The organism is Bradyrhizobium sp. RP6 (assembly GCF_003837805.1).
GTDB lineage: Bacteria > Pseudomonadota > Alphaproteobacteria > Rhizobiales > Xanthobacteraceae > Bradyrhizobium.
Window position 1 is genome coordinate 707,886 of record NZ_RQIT01000002.1, and the last position, 17,316, is coordinate 725,201.

The 17,316-nt window shown below is 64.5% G+C and carries 17 protein-coding genes; 7 read left to right on the top strand and 10 right to left on the bottom strand.

Translation table 11 applies throughout. The features are described from left to right. Positions 1-145 precede the first annotated feature (145 nt). Positions 146-1,918 carry an aspartate--tRNA ligase gene (gene aspS, locus EHH60_RS08245; RefSeq protein ID WP_124158937.1) on the top strand — a complete coding sequence of 591 codons (1,773 nt, stop codon included), beginning with the start codon at positions 146-148 and terminating at the stop codon, positions 1,916-1,918. Between the two features lie 195 nt (positions 1,919-2,113). On the opposite strand, the gene EHH60_RS38660 is transcribed toward aspS, so the two are convergent. Together EHH60_RS38660 and EHH60_RS08250 are read right to left on the bottom strand one after the other, a co-directional pair. Next, positions 2,114-2,332, bottom strand: a complete 219-nt coding sequence (locus EHH60_RS38660) for a hypothetical protein (protein WP_349629056.1) — start codon at positions 2,330-2,332, stop codon at positions 2,114-2,116. Next, the gene (locus tag EHH60_RS08250; RefSeq protein ID WP_349629057.1) at positions 2,329-4,080 is read right to left on the bottom strand and encodes a hypothetical protein; all 1,752 of its coding nucleotides are present in this window, start codon (positions 4,078-4,080) and stop codon (positions 2,329-2,331) included. Before EHH60_RS08250 ends, EHH60_RS38660 begins: the two co-directional genes overlap by 4 nt. A 246-nt stretch (positions 4,081-4,326) precedes the next feature. Here EHH60_RS08250 and EHH60_RS08255 point away from each other — a divergent pair, with 246 nt between their 5' ends. Both EHH60_RS08255 and EHH60_RS08265 read left to right on the top strand, forming a co-directional pair. Then, complete coding sequence (locus EHH60_RS08255) at positions 4,327-6,636, top strand: NADP-dependent malic enzyme (RefSeq protein ID WP_124158938.1); 2,310 nt, start codon at positions 4,327-4,329, stop codon at positions 6,634-6,636. A 319-nt stretch (positions 6,637-6,955) separates the two neighbouring features. Next, complete coding sequence (locus EHH60_RS08265) at positions 6,956-7,408, top strand: DoxX family membrane protein (protein WP_124158940.1); 453 nt, start codon at positions 6,956-6,958, stop codon at positions 7,406-7,408. Between the two features lie 3 nt (positions 7,409-7,411). On the opposite strand, the gene EHH60_RS08270 is transcribed toward EHH60_RS08265, so the two are convergent. From EHH60_RS08270 to EHH60_RS08290, 5 genes are all read right to left on the bottom strand, one after another. Beyond that, positions 7,412-8,527 (bottom strand): helix-turn-helix domain-containing protein, encoded by a 1,116-nt coding sequence (locus EHH60_RS08270; RefSeq protein ID WP_124158941.1) that lies wholly within the window; start codon positions 8,525-8,527, stop codon positions 7,412-7,414. A gap of 296 nt (positions 8,528-8,823) precedes the next feature. Continuing rightward, entirely contained in the window at positions 8,824-9,375 is a 552-nt protein-coding gene (locus EHH60_RS08275) for a dihydrofolate reductase family protein (protein ID WP_199751346.1), read from the bottom strand. 7 nt (positions 9,376-9,382) lie between these two features. Further along, positions 9,383-10,408, bottom strand: a complete 1,026-nt coding sequence (locus EHH60_RS08280; protein WP_124158942.1) for a polysaccharide deacetylase family protein — start codon at positions 10,406-10,408, stop codon at positions 9,383-9,385. 163 nt (positions 10,409-10,571) lie between these two features. After that, on the bottom strand, positions 10,572-11,141 hold the full coding sequence (locus tag EHH60_RS08285) for a glutathione peroxidase (protein WP_124158943.1): 570 nt from the start codon (positions 11,139-11,141) through the stop codon (positions 10,572-10,574). 90 nt (positions 11,142-11,231) lie between these two features. Beyond that, positions 11,232-12,761, bottom strand: a complete 1,530-nt coding sequence (locus EHH60_RS08290; RefSeq protein WP_199751347.1) for a L,D-transpeptidase — start codon at positions 12,759-12,761, stop codon at positions 11,232-11,234. A 208-nt stretch (positions 12,762-12,969) separates the two neighbouring features. Here EHH60_RS08290 and EHH60_RS08295 point away from each other — a divergent pair, with 208 nt between their 5' ends. Beyond that, positions 12,970-13,518: a CreA family protein gene (locus EHH60_RS08295; RefSeq protein WP_124158945.1), complete on the top strand. Its 549-nt coding sequence runs from the start codon at positions 12,970-12,972 to the stop codon at positions 13,516-13,518. Here the strand turns inward: EHH60_RS08295 and EHH60_RS08300 are convergent. Further along, entirely contained in the window at positions 13,512-13,706 is a 195-nt protein-coding gene (locus EHH60_RS08300) for a hypothetical protein (protein ID WP_124158946.1), read from the bottom strand. The genes EHH60_RS08295 and EHH60_RS08300 overlap by 7 nt on opposite strands. A 406-nt stretch (positions 13,707-14,112) precedes the next feature. Between EHH60_RS08300 and EHH60_RS37465 the strand changes: the two genes are divergently transcribed. Together EHH60_RS37465 and EHH60_RS08305 are read left to right on the top strand one after the other, a co-directional pair. Beyond that, positions 14,113-14,277, top strand: coding sequence for a hypothetical protein (locus tag EHH60_RS37465; protein WP_199751348.1), 165 nt, complete (start codon positions 14,113-14,115; stop codon positions 14,275-14,277). Between the two features lie 32 nt (positions 14,278-14,309). After that, complete coding sequence (locus EHH60_RS08305) at positions 14,310-14,672, top strand: hypothetical protein (RefSeq protein ID WP_124158947.1); 363 nt, start codon at positions 14,310-14,312, stop codon at positions 14,670-14,672. A 12-nt stretch (positions 14,673-14,684) separates the two neighbouring features. Here the strand turns inward: EHH60_RS08305 and EHH60_RS08310 are convergent, their stop codons facing one another. Both EHH60_RS08310 and pdxR read right to left on the bottom strand, forming a co-directional pair. Then, positions 14,685-14,930, bottom strand: coding sequence for a DUF6719 family protein (locus EHH60_RS08310; RefSeq protein ID WP_124158948.1), 246 nt, complete (start codon positions 14,928-14,930; stop codon positions 14,685-14,687). A 66-nt stretch (positions 14,931-14,996) separates the two neighbouring features. After that, on the bottom strand, positions 14,997-16,466 hold the full coding sequence (gene pdxR, locus EHH60_RS08315; RefSeq protein ID WP_124158949.1) for a MocR-like pyridoxine biosynthesis transcription factor PdxR: 1,470 nt from the start codon (positions 16,464-16,466) through the stop codon (positions 14,997-14,999). A gap of 75 nt (positions 16,467-16,541) precedes the next feature. On the opposite strand from pdxR, the gene EHH60_RS08320 reads away from it, so the two are divergent. Beyond that, positions 16,542-17,267, top strand: coding sequence for a pyridoxamine 5'-phosphate oxidase family protein (locus EHH60_RS08320; protein WP_124158950.1), 726 nt, complete (start codon positions 16,542-16,544; stop codon positions 17,265-17,267). Positions 17,268-17,316: the final 49 nt, after the last annotated feature.

Consider the following 17,316-nt stretch of genomic DNA (forward strand, 5'->3'; position numbering starts at 1 on the left):
CCCTGAAAATGGGCACTTCCGGCCCAAAACAGGGCGTTCCCTTGGTTGCCGCCTTGGTCCTCCCGGGGTAAACCCTGCCGCAATCTCGGACCGGCCGTGACAGGCCGTTCGATTCGCATCCTCCGACATTGATTTTGGGACGACCATGCATCGCTACCGGTCACATACATGCGGCGCGCTCCGCGAGAGCAACATCGGCGAGACGGTCCGCCTGTCAGGCTGGGTCCATCGCGTTCGCGATCATGGCGGCGTGCTGTTCATCGACCTGCGCGACCATTACGGTCTGACCCAGTGCGTGGTCGACCCGGACTCGCCGGCGTTCTCGCTGGCCGAGAAGCTGCGCTCGGAATTCGTGGTGCGGATGGACGGCAAGGCCCGCCGCCGCCCCGAGGGCACCGACAACGACGATCTGCCGACCGGCAAGGTCGAGGTCTATATCAGCGAGATCGAGGTGCTGGGCCCGGCCGGCGATCTGCCGCTGCCGGTGTTCGGCGACCAGGAATATCCCGAAGACATCCGCTTGAAGTACCGCTTCCTCGACCTGCGTCGCGAGAAGCTGCACCAGAACATCATGACGCGCGTCGAGATCATCAAGTCGATGCGCCGGCGCATGGAGGGGCAGGGCTTCTTCGAGTTCAACACGCCGATCCTGACCGCATCCTCGCCGGAAGGCGCGCGCGACTTCCTGGTGCCCTCGCGCATCCATCCGGGAAAATTCTACGCGCTGCCGCAGGCGCCGCAGCAGTACAAGCAGCTGCTGATGATGTCGGGCTTCGACCGCTACTTCCAGATCGCGCCCTGTTTCCGCGACGAGGACCCGCGCGCCGACCGTCTGCCGGGCGAGTTCTACCAGCTCGACGTCGAGATGAGTTTTGTCACCCAGGAAGACGTGTTCGCGGCGATGGAACCTGTCATCACCGGTGTGTTCGAAGAGTTCGCGAAGGGCAAGCCGGTCACGAAGGGCTGGCGGCGGATTCCGTTCGCGGAAGCCTTGCGCAAATACGGCAGCGACAAGCCGGACCTGCGCAACCCCATCGAGATGCAGGACGTCTCCGAGCATTTCCGCGGCTCCGGCTTCAAGGTCTTTGCGCGCATGCTCGAAGACCCCAAGAACCAGGTCTGGGCGATCCCGGCACCGGGCGGCGGCAGCCGCGCGTTCTGCGACCGCATGAATTCGTGGGCGCAGGGCGAAGGCCAGCCCGGCCTCGGCTACATCATGTGGCGCGAGGGCGGCGAGGGCGCAGGCCCGCTCGCGAACAACATCGGGCCTGAGCGCACCGCCGCGATCCGCGCACAGCTCGGCCTCAAGGAAGGCGATGCCGCTTTCTTCGTCGCCGGCGATCCCGACAAGTTCTGGAAGTTCTCAGGCCTGGCCCGCAACAAGGTCGGCGAGGAATTGAACCTCACCGACAAGGAGCGGTTCGAGCTCGCCTGGATCGTGGACTTCCCGATGTACGAGTACAACGAGGACGACAAGAAGGTCGACTTCTCGCACAACCCGTTCTCGATGCCGCAGGGCGGCCTCGAGGCCCTGAAGGGCCAGGATCCGCTGACCATCAAGGCGTTCCAGTACGACATCACCTGCAACGGCTACGAGATCGCCTCCGGCGGCATCCGCAACCACGTGCCGGAGGCGATGGTGAAGGCGTTCGAGATCGCAGGTTACGGCGAGCAGGAAGTGGTCGAGCGTTTCGGCGGCATGTACCGCGCCTTCCAGTACGGCGCCCCTCCGCATGGCGGCATGGCCGCGGGTGTCGACCGCATCGTGATGCTGCTCTGTGGCACCACGAACTTGCGCGAAATCTCGCTATTCCCGATGAACCAGCAAGCCATGGACCTCCTGATGGGCGCGCCCTCGGAAGCCACGACGAAGCAGCTCCGCGAACTGCATGTGCGGGTGAACCTGCCGCAGAAGTGAGGGGTTCAGCGAGACTTCGATCTCGTGCCCCCGGACGCAACGCAGCGCTGTCCCGGCGATGCGAAGCATCGTCCGGTCAGCGGTGTGGTGCAGAGCCGGGACCCATCTCTCAGCGAACAGGAAGCACTCTGGGTCCCGGCTCTGCGCAGCAGCGCTGGCGCGCTGCACCGCGTCCGGGACACGTGAGAGCTCGCCCTACAGCCCCGTCGACGCCTCGATCCTGAACTGCGCCAGCGCGATGATGGGTTCGTTGTTGAGGACATCGATCAGCTGAAGCATCGGCAGCTTGCCGAATGGCGTCAGCTTGATGGTCAGCGTTTGCCCTGACGTCTCGACGAAGCCGGCGAGTGCGTCGACCGCGGCCTTTACATCGAGATTGGAGGCGGCGACCGTCTCGCCCTGTGTCCGGATCATCTCGACAATGGCGCTGCGCGCTGTGTCGCGGCTGACTTTCTGCATGCGCGCGAACTGTGTGCCACTGCGAGATCGACCACGCCGCTGTCGCGCAAGGAGAGCTCGATCGGACCGGCCTCGATGTGCTCGGCCTGGCTCATGGCCTGCGCCGGATCGGTGGTGAACAGGCCGCGTGGCACATTGGCGAGCGCCAGACGCGCCTGCGCCTTGGCGAGGTTGCCGAGATCGAGCGTGGCAGGCGCAAGCGCGAACGCGCCCGATGATTCCTCCCAGGCCGCGCCGAGATCGAGATCGATCGCGAGCTTGTCCACGCCTGCCACGATCAGCGGCTGCAGCGCCGGATTGGCGGGATCGGTCGGCGTGACCATCTTCACGACCAGGTTGGCCTTGCTTGGGATCGATTCCACCAGTTGGCCCCAGTTCAGGCTGATCGTGTCGATGGTGATCGGCTGCCGCGCGTTGTTATGCGGCGCAACCACGCCCTTGATCTCGGCGCCTTCGAGCACGCGGAACAGGCCGAGCATCTGATCGGGCGAGGGCGGTTGCCCGGGATTGGTGAGACCCGAGGCCCAGCGCATCAGGTTCGGCATGCTGAGAGATTTGAGCGCGAAGCGCTCCATCTTGAACTGGCCCTGCGGCGAGGGTGCATCGACGCCCTCGATCGCGAATTCGCCCTGCCGGTAGCGGATCGCATTGATCTTCGCTGTTCCTTGCGGTGTGCCAATCGAGGTCTTGCCGATCTCGGCCTTGCCGATGCGAATACCGTCGTAGAATCCGGCGACTTTCTCCATCAGCTCGCGCGTTTGCGCCGGCGTTGGCGGGGCCGACTTGTCCAGCGGCATGTTAAACATCTCGAACAAATGGAGCTTCGACGGCTGCACGTCGATGTTTTCCATCGCGAAGCCGTCGATATCCATACGCATTCCCAGCGCGGACTTGAGGACATAAGGGCCGGTGGAAATTTGCCGGTAGACCCTGCGGTAGCTGTCGTCACTGCGCCTCTGCGGATCGAGTGCGGCGAGGATCGGGGTCGAGTCGAAATCATTGACGATCATGTCGGAGATTTCGCCAGTCAGCTTGTCCGCCTTGCTCGGCTGCGTAACGTTGATCGTGAAGGTGGCGCGGTCCATCTTCATTGCATCGACTTTGCCGCGGCCGAGGTTTTGGAGCGTGAGGCCCGAATAGACCACTTCACCGCTGCCATTGCTGCTGCCGGCGTCGAAACTGATGTTGATGGACGGAATCATCACGGACGTTGCCGTCACGCTCGCGAACTGGTCGAGCACGAACCGGTACATGTCGCTGAGGGAGCCCGATGCCGGCGCGTTTTGGACGCGGAGGGGGCCCGCATAGTCGCGCAGCGTCATCTGCGGGATCTTGTAGGCCAGTTTCAACTTGCCGGGGCCGACTTCGTCCAACGCGATCTCGATACCCGAGAGGTCGATGCCGTCAGCGGCAAAGCGCGTCTCGCCGATCTGGCGGACGCCCGTGCTCTTGAAGGCGCCGATCTTGACGTGCCCCTGCAACGGCTTGCCGGGATCGACTGCAATGTCCTCGATTGTCAGCGTCCGGCTCGACTGCTCGAAGGCGATCTTGCCATGGCTCGCCTTGCCGCCGCCTGAGCGGATCTGCTCGAACGCAGCCTCGACCTCCGCGGCGGCGCGATGCTGTGCGTAGAAATTGAAGCCGAACCATCCGCCTACGCCGAGCCCGGCTGCCACAATCAGGCCGATCAGGATTCGCTTCATTCCCAGCTCCAGTTGCTCGTTCCGCACCGCGCAACCTGCCATATTCGGCAAACGCCGCGCGGTCCAGGGAAAGCTATGGTTTTCAGACAGTTGAATGCGCGCCCTGTTGACGGGGACGCAATCGGATGTTGCCACCGGGGCACCCGGCGTGCTTCATCCCGTTTCCATGACCCGGAAATACCGTTCCGCTTGGGCGGCAGCCCGGATCATGCATTTTGATGCCGGTAACGCGAGGCGAGACTCCGCATGTCCTCCTACTCTGATGATCTCCACCAGGCGGCGCTGGCCTATCATCGTTTGCCGCGCCCCGGAAAGCTCGAGATCCAGGCAAGTAAGCCGCTTGCCAACCAGCGCGACCTCGCGCTTGCCTATTCTCCGGGCGTTGCCGCGGCCTGCACCGAGATCGCCAAGAACCCGGCCGAGGCGGCCACGCTCACCACCCGCGCCAATCTGGTCGCGGTGGTCTCCAACGGCACCGCGGTGCTTGGCCTCGGCAATATCGGCCCGCTGGCTTCCAAGCCGGTGATGGAAGGCAAGGCGGTCCTGTTCAAGAAATTCGCCGGCATCGACGTGTTCGACATCGAGATCGCCGCCGACACCATCGACCGCGTGGTCGAGACCGTGGCGGCGCTCGAGCCGACCTTCGGCGGCATCAATCTGGAGGACATCCGCGGACCGGAGTGCTTCGAGATCGAGGCGCGCTTGAAGGAGCGCATGAAGATTCCGGTCTTCCATGACGACCAGCACGGCACCGCCATCATTGTAGCCGCCGCCATCAGCAATGGTCTGAGGCTGAACGGCAAGAAGCTGTCCGAGGTCAAGATCGTGGCGTCGGGGGCAGGGGCCGCGGCGATCGCGACGCTCAATCTTCTGGTGTCGATGGGCGCGCAGCGCAAGAACATCTGGGTCTGCGACATCGATGGGCTCGTGCACGAGGGACGCAACACCTCGATGGACCGCTGGAAGGCGGTCTATGCGCAGAAGACCGACAAGCGCACGCTCGCCGACGTCATCGGCGGCGCCGACATCTTCATCGGGCTCTCGGCACCCGGCGTGCTCAAGCCGGAGATGGCCAAGGCGATGGGCGACAAGCCCCTGATTATGGCGCTCGCCAATCCGGTGCCGGAGATCATGCCGGAGGAGGCGCGCAAGGCGCGCCCCGATGCCATGATCTGCACCGGCCGTTCCGACTATCCGAACCAGGTCAACAACGTCCTCTGCTTTCCCTTCATCTTCCGCGGCGCGCTCGACGTCGGCGCCACCGCCATCAACGAGGAGATGAAGCACGCCGCCGTCGAAGCCATCGCGCAGCTCGCCCGCGAGGCGCCGTCCGATGCCGTCGCGCAGGGTTTTGACACCGGCGAGACCCAAGGGTTCGGCCCGGGCTCGCTGATCCCGAGCCCGTTCGACCCGCGCCTGATTCTGCGCATTGCGCCGGCTGTTGCCAAGGCGGCGATGGAGTCGGGCGTCGCGACGCGGCCTATCACCAATTTCGACGAATACACCGCGCTGCTCGAGCGCTTCGCCTTCCGCTCCGGCCTCGTCATGAAGCCGATGTTCGCCAAGGCCAAGACCCAGCCGGTGCGGGTGATCTATGCCGAAGGCGAGGACGAGCGCGTGCTGCGCGCCACGCAGGTGGTGCTGGAGGAGAATCTGGCGCGGCCGATCCTGGTGGGCCGTCCTTCGGTCGTGGAGGCGCGCATCAAGCGCTTCGGCCTCTCGATCCGCGCCGGCAAGGACTTCGACCTCGTTAATCCCGAGGACGATCCGCGCTACCGCTCCTATGTGCAGTCTTATGTCGAGGTCGCCGGCCGCCGCGGCGTCACGCCGGATGCCGCCCGCACGGTCGTGCGCACCAACAACACCGTGATCGCGGCGCTCGCGGTGACGCGCGGGGAGGCGGATGCCATGCTTTGTGGCGTCGAGGGCCGCTACATGAGCCATCTGCGCCATGTCCGCGAGATCATCGGCTTCTCGCCGGGGATCAGCGACTACGCGGCGCTGGCGCTGCTGATCACCAGCAAGGGCGCCTTCTTCATCGCCGACACGCAAGTTCGGCCCAACCCGACCGCGGAAGAGCTCGCAGAGATCGCATCACTCGCCGCGGTTCACGTGCAGCGCTTCAACATCAAGCCGAAGATCGCCTTCGTTTCGCACTCGGATTTCGGCAGCTACGACACCGAATCCTCCCGCAAGATGCGGCGGGCGACCCAGTTGTTGAAGGAGAAGCATCCGGAGATCGAGGCCGACGGCGAGATGCAGGGCGACACTGCACTCTCCGCCACTGCGCGAAGAATGGTGCTGCCGCACTCCAAGCTGGAGGGTGAGGCCAACATCATGATCATGCCGACCCTCGATACCGCCAACGTTGCCTATCAGATGATCAAGTCGCTGGCGGACGCGCTCCCCGTTGGTCCGATCCTGGTCGGCCCGGCGCACCCCGCGCATATCCTGACGCCGTCGGTGACTGCCCGCGGCATCCTCAACATGACGGCTGTTTCAGTCGTCGAAGCGCAGGAGCGCGCCGCCCGGCAGCAGCCGACGTTGTTCACGTAGCTGCTTAGCACTCCCTGGACGGCTTTGAGAGGCGTTCGCACCGCGAGACTCGTCATGCCCGGGCTTGTCCCGGGCATCCACGTTCTTCGTCCCGCGAGGCAAGTCGTGGATGGCCGGGTCGAGCCCGGCCATGACGCCGAGGGCGTTTTGGCCGATCACCGCTCTCGGTTCGATTCCGCTAGAGAGCGCCAACCGAGCGGAGCGCCGCTCTCTTTTGAATTCCTCGCAGTTCTCCATTTCCCCGTTTGTAAACCGGCGCACGACTCTTCATAATCCCTTCAAGCGTTCCGTGCTGTAGCGCTTTGCCAAGAGGCCGATCATGCCAGCGTTCGTGACTTTCGGGCGAATCCTGTTCGCCGTGCTGTTCATCTACACGGGCGCGACCAAGCTCTTTGCCATCCAGGAGACCGCCGACTTCATCGCCACCAAGCTCGTGGTGCCCGAAGTCATCTCGCCTTACGCCAAGCAGGTCGAGACCGCCACGGCCATGACCACGCCGCAGCTGCTGGCGATCGCGGTCGGCGGAATCGAGATCGTCGCGGGGTTGATGATCGCGCTGAATCTTGGCGCGCGCTTCTTCGCGATGCTGCTGATCATCTATGTCGGCGTTGCGACCGTCCTGTTCTACGATTTCTGGAACCAGACCCCGCCCGACAACGCCAAGATGCTGGTCGACGCGCTCAAGAACCTGTCGATCATCGGCGCGCTCTGCATGATCATCGGCTACGGCCGCGCCACGCGTCCGGCCGAGGCGGCCTACGGCGACGTCTAGCGGTCAATCCGCTCTCGGGGGCGCGATCTCGCGCATCCAGCGGGAAATCGTTGCGCTGCTCGCTCCATCGCTGCCGTGCTGCAGGCCGAGCAATGCGGCCTCGCGCGCGGCGCGGGGCGTGATGCCATAGGCCGCCTTGAACGAGCGCGTGAAATGCGCGTCGGTGCCGAGCTGCCAGCGCCGCGCAACCTCGCTGATCCGCGGACCGCGCGCACCGGAATTGGCGAGGTCGAAGAAGGCGCGGTGCAGCCGGCGGCTGCGGATGTAGTCGGCGATGCCGCCGACCGGGGCGAACAGCCGGTACAGCGAGGCTCGGGACAGCCCAAAATGGGCGGCGATCGAATTGGCCGACAGATCCTCACTGCCAAGGCCAGCCTCGATGTATTGGCGGATCCGCATCAGGGACGGGCTCGCCGCGACGCTATGGTCGACATGGGCCTCACCCCGTTCGATTTCGTTGCGAAGGCATGCGGCCAGCAGCGACACCGTGCCCTCGACCACGGATTGGCATTCGTCGAGGTTCATGCGCGGCGCAAATTCGAAGAGGGCGGTGAGATGCCCCGCCAGCAATCGTGCGATCACGCTGCTGCCCGGCAGGACAAGGCCGTGCAAATCGTCGACCCGCAAGAGATGGGCGCCGAACATCGGGCGCGGCACGACCAGCGTGACGTTCTCGAACGCCGTGGCCTTGGTCTCCAGCGTCTGGGCGAGATCGAACAGGCAGATGTCGCCGGCGCGCACGTGCATTGGCCGGGTGCCGGCGACGCCGTCATAGCCGCCCTTCAGATAGAGCTGGAGAATGATATGGTCGACGCCGCTGCGCGCGATCGTTTCGGGGGTGCGACGGAAACGCTGGCCGCTGGCACGGCTCAGCCCGATCAGCACCGGTCCCATGGCGTAGGAGCTGAGGTCGGCGCGAAATGGGCCAGGTTCACCGGCGGCGAGCTCGTCGACCTCGAACAGCGTGGCGACGGCTTCCCGCCACGCTGCGACGTTCGCCTCCGTCTCCATCTGATCGGCGCTGAAGCCGAATGCCGGCAGCAGGGACGATATCGGGCCGACATCATCGTTCAATCCGGAGGCGTCCGTCGGACCTGTGGTCGTGCAGTCGTCGCTCATTCTCGCCGTGGTCAGTCTTGCTCTTTTGTCTCAGTCTATTGATGCGGTGTGTCTCAGTCGTCAGCTCGTATTGACGCCGCGCCTCGGACGTTGGCTATAGCGCCACGACCGCCGTCGGGGCCGATTATCAGGTCTCGGCAAATATGCTAGCCGGCTTTGCGCTGGCCGGCGGCGGGACCAATTTTAGCTCACCAAACCAGCAAGATACCAAACGGTATTCTGTTGCCGGTACTGTGCATGGGGTTGTTTTCCAGTTTTGAGTTGAAGCCGGCGGGAGCGCCGGCGCTGCCGGCAGGCTAACCCCGCCGCCACGGGGTCACGGTCACCTCATGCGCCGCGTCGAGGAGGTAGGGCGCACCCGGCCTCATCCCATGCGCAGCCAGCACCTCGTGAGGCGTCCGCTGGGGCACGCCGACGAAGCAGCCCTCGCCGCCGGGCAGCCGCACGTGCGGAGCCTCCGACAGCCAGAACGTGTCGTAGCGGTCCATGAACATGTCGAACACGACCGGACCGCCGATGATCGCGATCATGCCGGAGGCGATGTCGGCGAAGGCGCAGGCCGCCTCGAAGCTTGCGTGCTGCGGATTCCACAGCGTCGCATTCGGCATCTCCGGATCGACGGTGAGGTCCCTGATCCTGCGGGTCAGGATCAGCCGCTTGCGCTTCGGCGAATTCGGCTGCTGCTCGTGCGAGTGCCGGCCATGTACGATCAGCGCAGCGCGATCGAGCGCCTGCTCGAAGAACAGCTTGTCGGATTCGAACTTCAGGCTGTCGGGCATGACGCGATCGGCGTCGGCAAGCATGCCGTCCGCCGAGACGATCACGTAGCCTTCGATACGGAAAGACAACGGCCTTCTATTCGGAAACGGTCGTCACCACGGAGTTGACCGGGCGCTGGCTCACCGTCGGCAGTTTGATGTCCTTGAGCAGCTCCTGGTCGTATTCCGGCAGCGTCGATGCCGGGAACTTGGCGCGCATCGCGACCACCTTGTAGCCGCCGGCCTTCAGCCGCTTGAGCAACTCGGGCAGCGCCTCCGCGGTGTGCTTCTGGAAGTCGTGCATCAGGATGATGCCCTTGCCCTTGGTCTCGAGCTTCTTCATTACGGTCTCGACCACCTTTTCGGGCTTGGAAGCCTTGAAATCGAACGAGTCGATGTCGCAGGAGAAGATCCCGACATTGCGGTTGCCGAGATAGGTGACCATCTCCGCCGGATGCTGGAGCGCCGGGAAGCGGAAGAACGGTGATGGCGAGATGCCGCCGAGCGCCCATCTCACGGCGCTGAAGCCCTTCTCGATCTCGTCCTTACGCTGCGCTTCGGTGAGCTTCTTGTTGTTGAGGTTGGCGTGCGACCAGGTGTGGGCGCCGACGGTATGGCCTGCCGCGTAGACCTGCTTCAGGATTTCCGGCTCATAGGTCGCGTGCTTGCCGATGGAGAAGAAGATGCCGGTGGTGCATTCGTCGGCGAGCGCCTTCAGCACCGCGGGCGTGTTGCGCGGCCAGGGGCCGTCGTCGAAGGTCAGCACCACCTCGTGGTCGCGCAGGAAGTCGAGCTCCTTGAAATGCTCGAAGCCGAAGCCGGGACCGCCCGTGGTGTCGATCTCAACGGTGCGGGCGACACCGAGCGCGCCCGGCGTGTTGCAGGCCGCGCGTGCCGGCTGCGGCGGCTGTTTGGGCGGGGGCGGATTGACGAAGCCTGCTGGCGCGGCGCCTGTCGCGGGAGCGGCGGCCGGAGCCGTCGCGGGCGCCGATGCGACCGGCGTTGCCGCCGGTGCGGCTTGCGTCGCGGCTGCCGGCTTCGCGGCCGGTGTCTGCGACCATGCTGCGCCGGTCATCGCAACCGACATCGCGCCTGCCAAAATCAGTCCTGCCGCCACACGCATGGTGTTGTCCTCGAGATTGGCCCCGTTGTCCCGCCGCGGCTTTTCGCCTGTGGCAAAAACCGTCCTGCCCCAAACGATCCTAGCCTAGATGGTGCGGCATCGCCATTGCAACGGCTGTTTGACGCCCGGGCCCAATTGTGCCCAGCCGGATGCGGCGCTTGCGTCAACTGTCGGCCAGCGCCCTCGCAATGGCCGTTTTGATCCGCGTGTCGGCCGGTTCGACCGCGGAGGAAAAGACGTCGGCGATGTAGCCGTCGCGGCCGATCAGGTATTTGTGGAAGTTCCACCTCGGAACTTCCTTCGGCCGCGCCTCGGCGGCCCATTTGTAGAATGGATGCGCTTTCGCTCCGACCACCACGGCCTTGGCCGCAACCGGGAAGGTAACACCATATTGGTGGTGCGCGGTCTGCGTGATCTCGCTCGCGCCACCGGGTTCCTGGCCCCCGAAGTCGTTGGAGGGCACGCCGACCACGGTGAGCCGGCGCGGGCGAAACTCGTTCCAGAGCTCTTGCAGGCCGGCATATTGCGGCGTGTAGCCGCAGAGCGAGGCGGTGTTCACGACCAGCAGCGGTTTGCCGGTGAACGCGGCGAGGCGGATGTCGTCGCCTGACAATGCGGGGAAGGAGAAGGCGTATGCCGAGATCCGGCTCATGCCGACATCGGCGAACGCGCGGGTTGCCGGCGCGATCGCGCCCGCGAACGTTGCGACGAGCATGGTCCTGCGATTCATCATGACGGCGTCCCCCCGAAATGATCCGGGCCGCATGTTACCCCGCCGGCACGACCGGACTGCTCAACACCGCGTTATCGGGAACGGCGAAGCCTAGTACAGGCGGACGATGAAATCGGTGCCTTCGCCGGTCTCGCCCTGGTTGATGCCTTGGTCGGAGACGATGATCGAGCCGCCGGACGTCAGCATCTCGTTGATCTTCGCCATGGCCTCCGCGGGGATCGAGATGCGGTCGAGGGCCTCGGCCGGGCTGTCCGGCGTGACCACCGGCCTGACGGCGACGGGGATCACGGCGGCGCCGCGCTCGCGGCGGCTGTCGTCCGCGCGTGCCGCGGAACGGGTGGAGACGGGCAGCGACACCACGGACCAACGCAGCGAATTGGCATCCGCCTTGTCGAGTTCGGCGGTGAAGACATGCGTGCCGAGCGGCCGGTCGCTCGCGGCGATCGTGACGGGCACCTCGAACAGCGGTGCAAAATTCTGCCGCACATAGAGCTTGGAATCCTTGCGGCTGATGAACACGGCAATCTGGCTGGCCCGCCTGGGCGTTTCCGGTTTTGCGGCCGGCGCCGGGTCGGCAACGCGGGTCTCGTCCTTCTTTGCGTCGGGCGAAGCAGTCATCGTCGGCGACGTGGCCGGTGCACCAGGTGTCTTCGCCGAGTCCACCGCCTCCGTCTTGACCGGCTCGGACTTGACGGCCTCGATCTTGTCGGCGGGCTTGTTGTCGCGACTTGGCTTGGCCGAATCAGATGCCTCGGCGATCCTGGCCTTATCGGCCGGTGCGACGGCTTCGTCGCGTGCGGGCGCTCTGCCAGTGGTCACATCCGATATCACGGCGTGGCCGACCGACGCGCGCAGCTCGAGCACGCTGTCGGCGCTCGCAGTCTTCGTCTCCACGGGATCGGCTTCGGCGGCACCCTTATCGCCCTTCTCGACGGCATTGGTCTGCGGTTCGAGGCTCACCGTGGGCTGCGGCGGCACTCGCACGGACGCGAGCAGGGGGTGGGAGAAGCTCTGCGGCGTCATCTCGCCGGGGGCGACGATGACGCGCGCGCCCATCCTGGTCCAATTCCACATTTTCACCGCGAACGACATCGGCATGCGGATGCAGCCGTGCGAGGCCGGATAACCCGGCAACACGCCGGCATGCATGGCGACGCCGGACCAGGTAATCCGCTGCATGTACGGCATCGGTGCGCCGCTATAGATGTTGGAGCGGTGGAATTTGTGCTTCTGGATGACGCTGAATACACCCATCGGCGTCGAATGGCCCTTCATGCCAGTCGACACCGGGGATTCTGCGAACGCGCCTTTGCTGTCGTAGACCGTCACCTTCTGCCGGTCGATCGACACGACGATAACGAGCGGTCCTTGCGGCTTGGTGCCGGCTTCCTTCTCGGCTTTAACTTCTTTCTTGCCGACTGTGCGGCTCTTCTGCGGCTTCTGGCGCAGTGGCTCGGGACGCTGCCGGGCGTAATAGGAGCCGTCGGAATAATCCGTCCAATAGTAGAACGCCGCGTCTGCGTGGCTGGTCGTGCCGATCGCACCCGCCGCCGTCAAAACGACGACCTGCCAAAGCCGCGCCGACTTGGCGGAAGAACCCGACCCGCTCACGCTGTTCATCCTCGAATCCACAACCCAAATCAGACGTTAGTCTCGCAAAGGGGATACGCGTTCACCAGCAGGGTGGTTCTGCGATCAGCTACTTTTGTCCAAGCCGTAGCAGAAAAGCCTCACGGAGCGGTAAACGGCGGCCGCGCCCGACTGCCTGTCGCCTTCCTGTCGGGCTCTCGCGTTCCTACATTGCAGGGACGTGTTACCGGAGAGCTTCATGTCATCTCGTTTCCCCGGTCTTTCCAGCATCCGCTTGAAAGGCCTCGCTTTATTTCTCCTGGCTCTGACCGCGCCAATGGCGTCGGCATATGCCGCCGACGAGCCCGATCTGATCTTCCGCCGCTCGACCGTGTTCAAATGGATGAGCCCGAACGACAAGCTCGCGACCTATGGTCTCGACGATCCGGAAGTCGAGGGCGTCGCTTGTCATTTCACGGTGCCGGAGAAGGGGGGCTTCAAGGGGTGGCTGGGCCTTGCCGAGGAGGTCTCGGACATCTCGCTCGCCTGCCGCCAGGTCGCCCCGATCAGGTTCAAGCACAAGATGGAGCAGGGCGACGACATGTTCCGCCAGCGGCGCTCGCTGTTCTTCAAGAAGATGCAGATCGTGCGCGGCTGCGACGCCAAGCGCAACGTGCTGGTCTACATGGTCTATTCGGACAAGTTGATCGAGGGGTCGCCCAAGAACTCGACCTCGACCGTGCCGATCATGCCATGGGGACCGGCGGACGCAAACGTCCAGAAGTGCGGCGAGTTCTTCAATCAGTGACGATTGCCCGGCTTCGCGAGATGCGAACCGGTCAGCCGCACGAACATCTGCGGCGCAGCCTCGAACCCGCGGCTCGATTGCAGCGCCATTTGGCCGGCGCTGCCGCGAACTGGTGGTTCATCTCCGCGATCTTTCGCTGGATCCGCATCGCGCGGCGTTGCGCGATTTCCCGCCATCATGGTGGCCATTCCTCACGTGAACGCGCCCGATGAATCGGGCCTCTCGGTTTCGATGGCTTGGGTCGCGGCCGAACCGCCCCTGATTCAAGGACCAGCCCTCGTTCGCCGCCCTCTCTTCAGCAGAAAAACGTAAAATGCGTGTGAAGCGCTCGAGGCGGGAGCATGACGGCCTCGGTGCAAGGTGCGTTTCCGCGCTGAGGCAGGAACTTGCCGGGCCACTTTGAGCTGCAGCCTGACCTCACTGAAATGACTGGCGTTTTCCGAGAATTGTTTCGTCGTCTCGGTCCGGATGAAACAATTCTCACTGAGACGAAACCATTTTCAGCTTTTCGCGCATCACGCGCGAAACCGCCTATGGTTATCAGCGTCACAACGACGACGGCGCACGGCCGGCCACGGAATTTGGAGATAAATCATGCGCGCGCTCACCTTCATCCTTGCTTTCGGGTTCGTGCTCGTCGGCCCCTCGTTTGCGGGAACGCCTGAAGGGAATCTCCCCGGTATCGGTACCTTCCAGTACAGCGGCTCGCCCGTCACGATCACGCCAGCACAGCCGATCATGGTCGCCGCACGCTTTTGACCGCACACAAGACAAAAGCCGGTAAGGCCATCATGTTGCTTCGTCTCTGCGCCGCGGCGTTTGTGTCTCTTCTGACGATCGGTTCCGTTCAGGCGCAGGTTCGCACACCCTACCGGCTACCCGATCCACGCAGCGAATTCGTGCGCCAGTGCGCGCCGCACATGCTCGGGCGCTGGGAGCATCCGGAAGCGGTTTGCGGCTGCCTCCACGACCATGCCGCCGCTGCCGTCGAGGACCGCGATCTGCGCGAGGCGCTGCTGCGCGGCATCACCGAGACCGGCGTGCCGACGATCGAGACCGATTGGGTACCGGTATCCAAGCGGGGTGAGATCGGGCCGACTTTCACCAAGATCGCCAAGCCGACCTTGCAGTGCATGTTCGATCCGGCGAAGTAGCTTGTCAGCAGATCATCTCGTTCTCGGACCCTGCCGCGGCACGCAGGAACTCGTGCGCGAGACACCCTTGTCCGTCATCTTGGCGCCGCGCACCTCTTTGACCTGACCGGCGGGGCAGGTTCCGTCGTCCACGAGCACGCGCTGGCCGAGCTTCAGATCGACGATGTCCTGCTCGCGCCCGATGGTGCCTGCACGCGCCGTCGGAGCAAGCACGGTGGCGATCAGGAGCGAAAAGCAGGCGGCGCGACGGAGTGACATGACGGAAGCTCCCGGAATGATGCCGCAATGTAGGGGCGGATTAGCGATTCTGATAGTGAAGCCTGGTTACGCTCGCCGGCCCGCTCTGCTTTTCGCGCGCAAGGCCGAGCGCGATTCCCGCGCGAGCCGCTCGGCGGACGCTACGAGTTGTGGAACTGCATGTCCCGAAAACCCCAGCACGAAGCCGGGCAGTGGACGCGCGCGCGAATAAGTGTCGGCCAATAGCCAGCCCTCGGCGCCGGCCGCTCGTTTGGCTTGCGCTGCCACAGACGGGTCGATCGACGGATCGAACCGGGCGACAAGATGCAGGCCCTGTGATGGCACCGGCACGGATAGCGCGCGGTCTGATTTGGCCTCCAGCGTTTCGGCCAGCGCTTCACGCGCCTCGCGGTAGAGTTTTCGCACGCGCTTCAGGTTCGCGGCGAAAGCGCCGGAATTGAGCATGTCGGCCACCGCGCCTTCCATCAGCGTGCCGGGAAAGCGGTCGAGCGCCGCGCGCGCAGCCGTCACGTCCGCGATCAGACGCTCGGGCAGGGCGCAATAGCCGATGCGCAGGCCCGGAAACAGCGTCTTGGCAAACGTGCCCAGGTAGATCACGCGCTGGAGGCGATCGATGCCGGCGAGCGACATCAGCGGTGCGCCGTCATAGCGGAACTCGCTGTCGTAATCATCCTCGAGCACGAATGCGCCGGCCTGCCTTGCCCAATCCAGCAGCTCGAGCCGCCGCGACATCGACATCTGCACGCCAAGTGGAAATTGATGCGACGGTGTGACGTAAGCTGCGCGCGCGGACGGCGCCGCGATACGGCCGTTGGCGACACATATCCCGTGCTCGTCGACGGGGACAGGCACGGCGCGATAGCCGCAATGCGCGATGGTTGTTCGCGCGGCGGGATAGCCGGGGTCCTCGCACCATACCTGGTCGTTGGATCTCAGGATCGCGCTCAGCACGATGCGCAGCGCGTGCAGCGTGCCCGACGTCAGCATGATTTGATCGGGATCGCAGCGCAGGCCGCGCGCTGACAGCAAATGATCGGCAATCGCCGCGCGGAGCTCGCCGCTGCCGCGGGGATCGCCATAATGCAGGTGCTCGGCCCCGAACGCACGCATGCGGCGGCCGACGAAGGCGCGAAAGCGCTGCACCGCGCGCTCGTCGATATGGGTGCAGCCGAGCGCAAACGCGCCTTGCCCGGGCATTTCGACAACCACCTTCGGCTTGTTCGGCTCGGCCGCCCGAGCAGGGATTCGTGCGGCGACGAACGTTCCGGAGCCGACGGTTGCGTCTGCAAGGCCGTCGGCGATCAGGCGCTCATAGGCGGTGACAACGGCGTTGCGCCGGAAGCCGGTCTGCTTGGCCAGAGCCCGCGATGGCGGCAGCAGCTCGCCGGGCTTGATGAGGCCGGAGACGATCGTCTCGCACAGCGCCTGATAAAGCCGGTGCGCGGCGGAAGCGCCGGCCGTGATGTGCGGCCCCGTAAGGTCGAGCGGCAGCTCGGTCTTGGCGGGCGAGGACGAATTGGTCGGAATTTTTTGCATGGAATTGGAACTATCGCAGACCAAATGCGCGGGTACAACGGCTCTGGAATTCTTCCAATCCGATCAGGAGCGGCCGTGAGCCAGACCGAGACTTCAAATTCCTATCCGACGTCGGCGCGCAACCAGGTGAAACGCCGGCACGACCGAGGCTTCTACGATCACGCCACGGTCCATCGCATCCTCGATTCCTCGATGCTATGCCACGTCTCCTATGTGATCGACGGCCAGCCCTATTGCACGCCGACCTTCTTCTGGCGCGAGGGCACCAAGCTCTACTGGCACGGCTCGAGCGCCAGCCGCATGCTGCGCAACCAGACGAAGGGCGAGCGCGTCTGCCTGACGGTCGCCCATCTCGACAGCCTCGTGCTGGCGCGCTGCGGCTTCAACCATTCCGCCGACTACCGCGCGGTCATGGCATTCGGCACGGCCTATCTCGTCACCGACCCCGAGGAGAAGGAGCGGGCGGTGATCGCCATGGTCGACCGCTTCTTTCCGCATCGCACCGCCGGCCTGCGACAGAGCACCACGCAGGAGATCAAGGCAACGTTCTTTATCGCCATGGAGATCGAGGAGGCCTCAGCCAAGATCCGCGCCAAGGGTGTCGCTGACGACGATGAGGACTATGAGTTGCCGATTTATGCGGAGCGCATTCCGGTCCGCACCGTACTCGGCGCCCCAGAGCCGTGCCCTCGCCTGCTTGACGGTGTGAGCCGGCCTGCGACGCTGAATGGCTATTCCGAAGGCCGGCTGCTCGAAGATGCATTGCGGGATGCTTATTTTGTGGAGTACCCGGACGGCTGAAATCGGCTAGTTTGCGCACTCCTTGGGAACCATTGAAATGCCTGGAGTT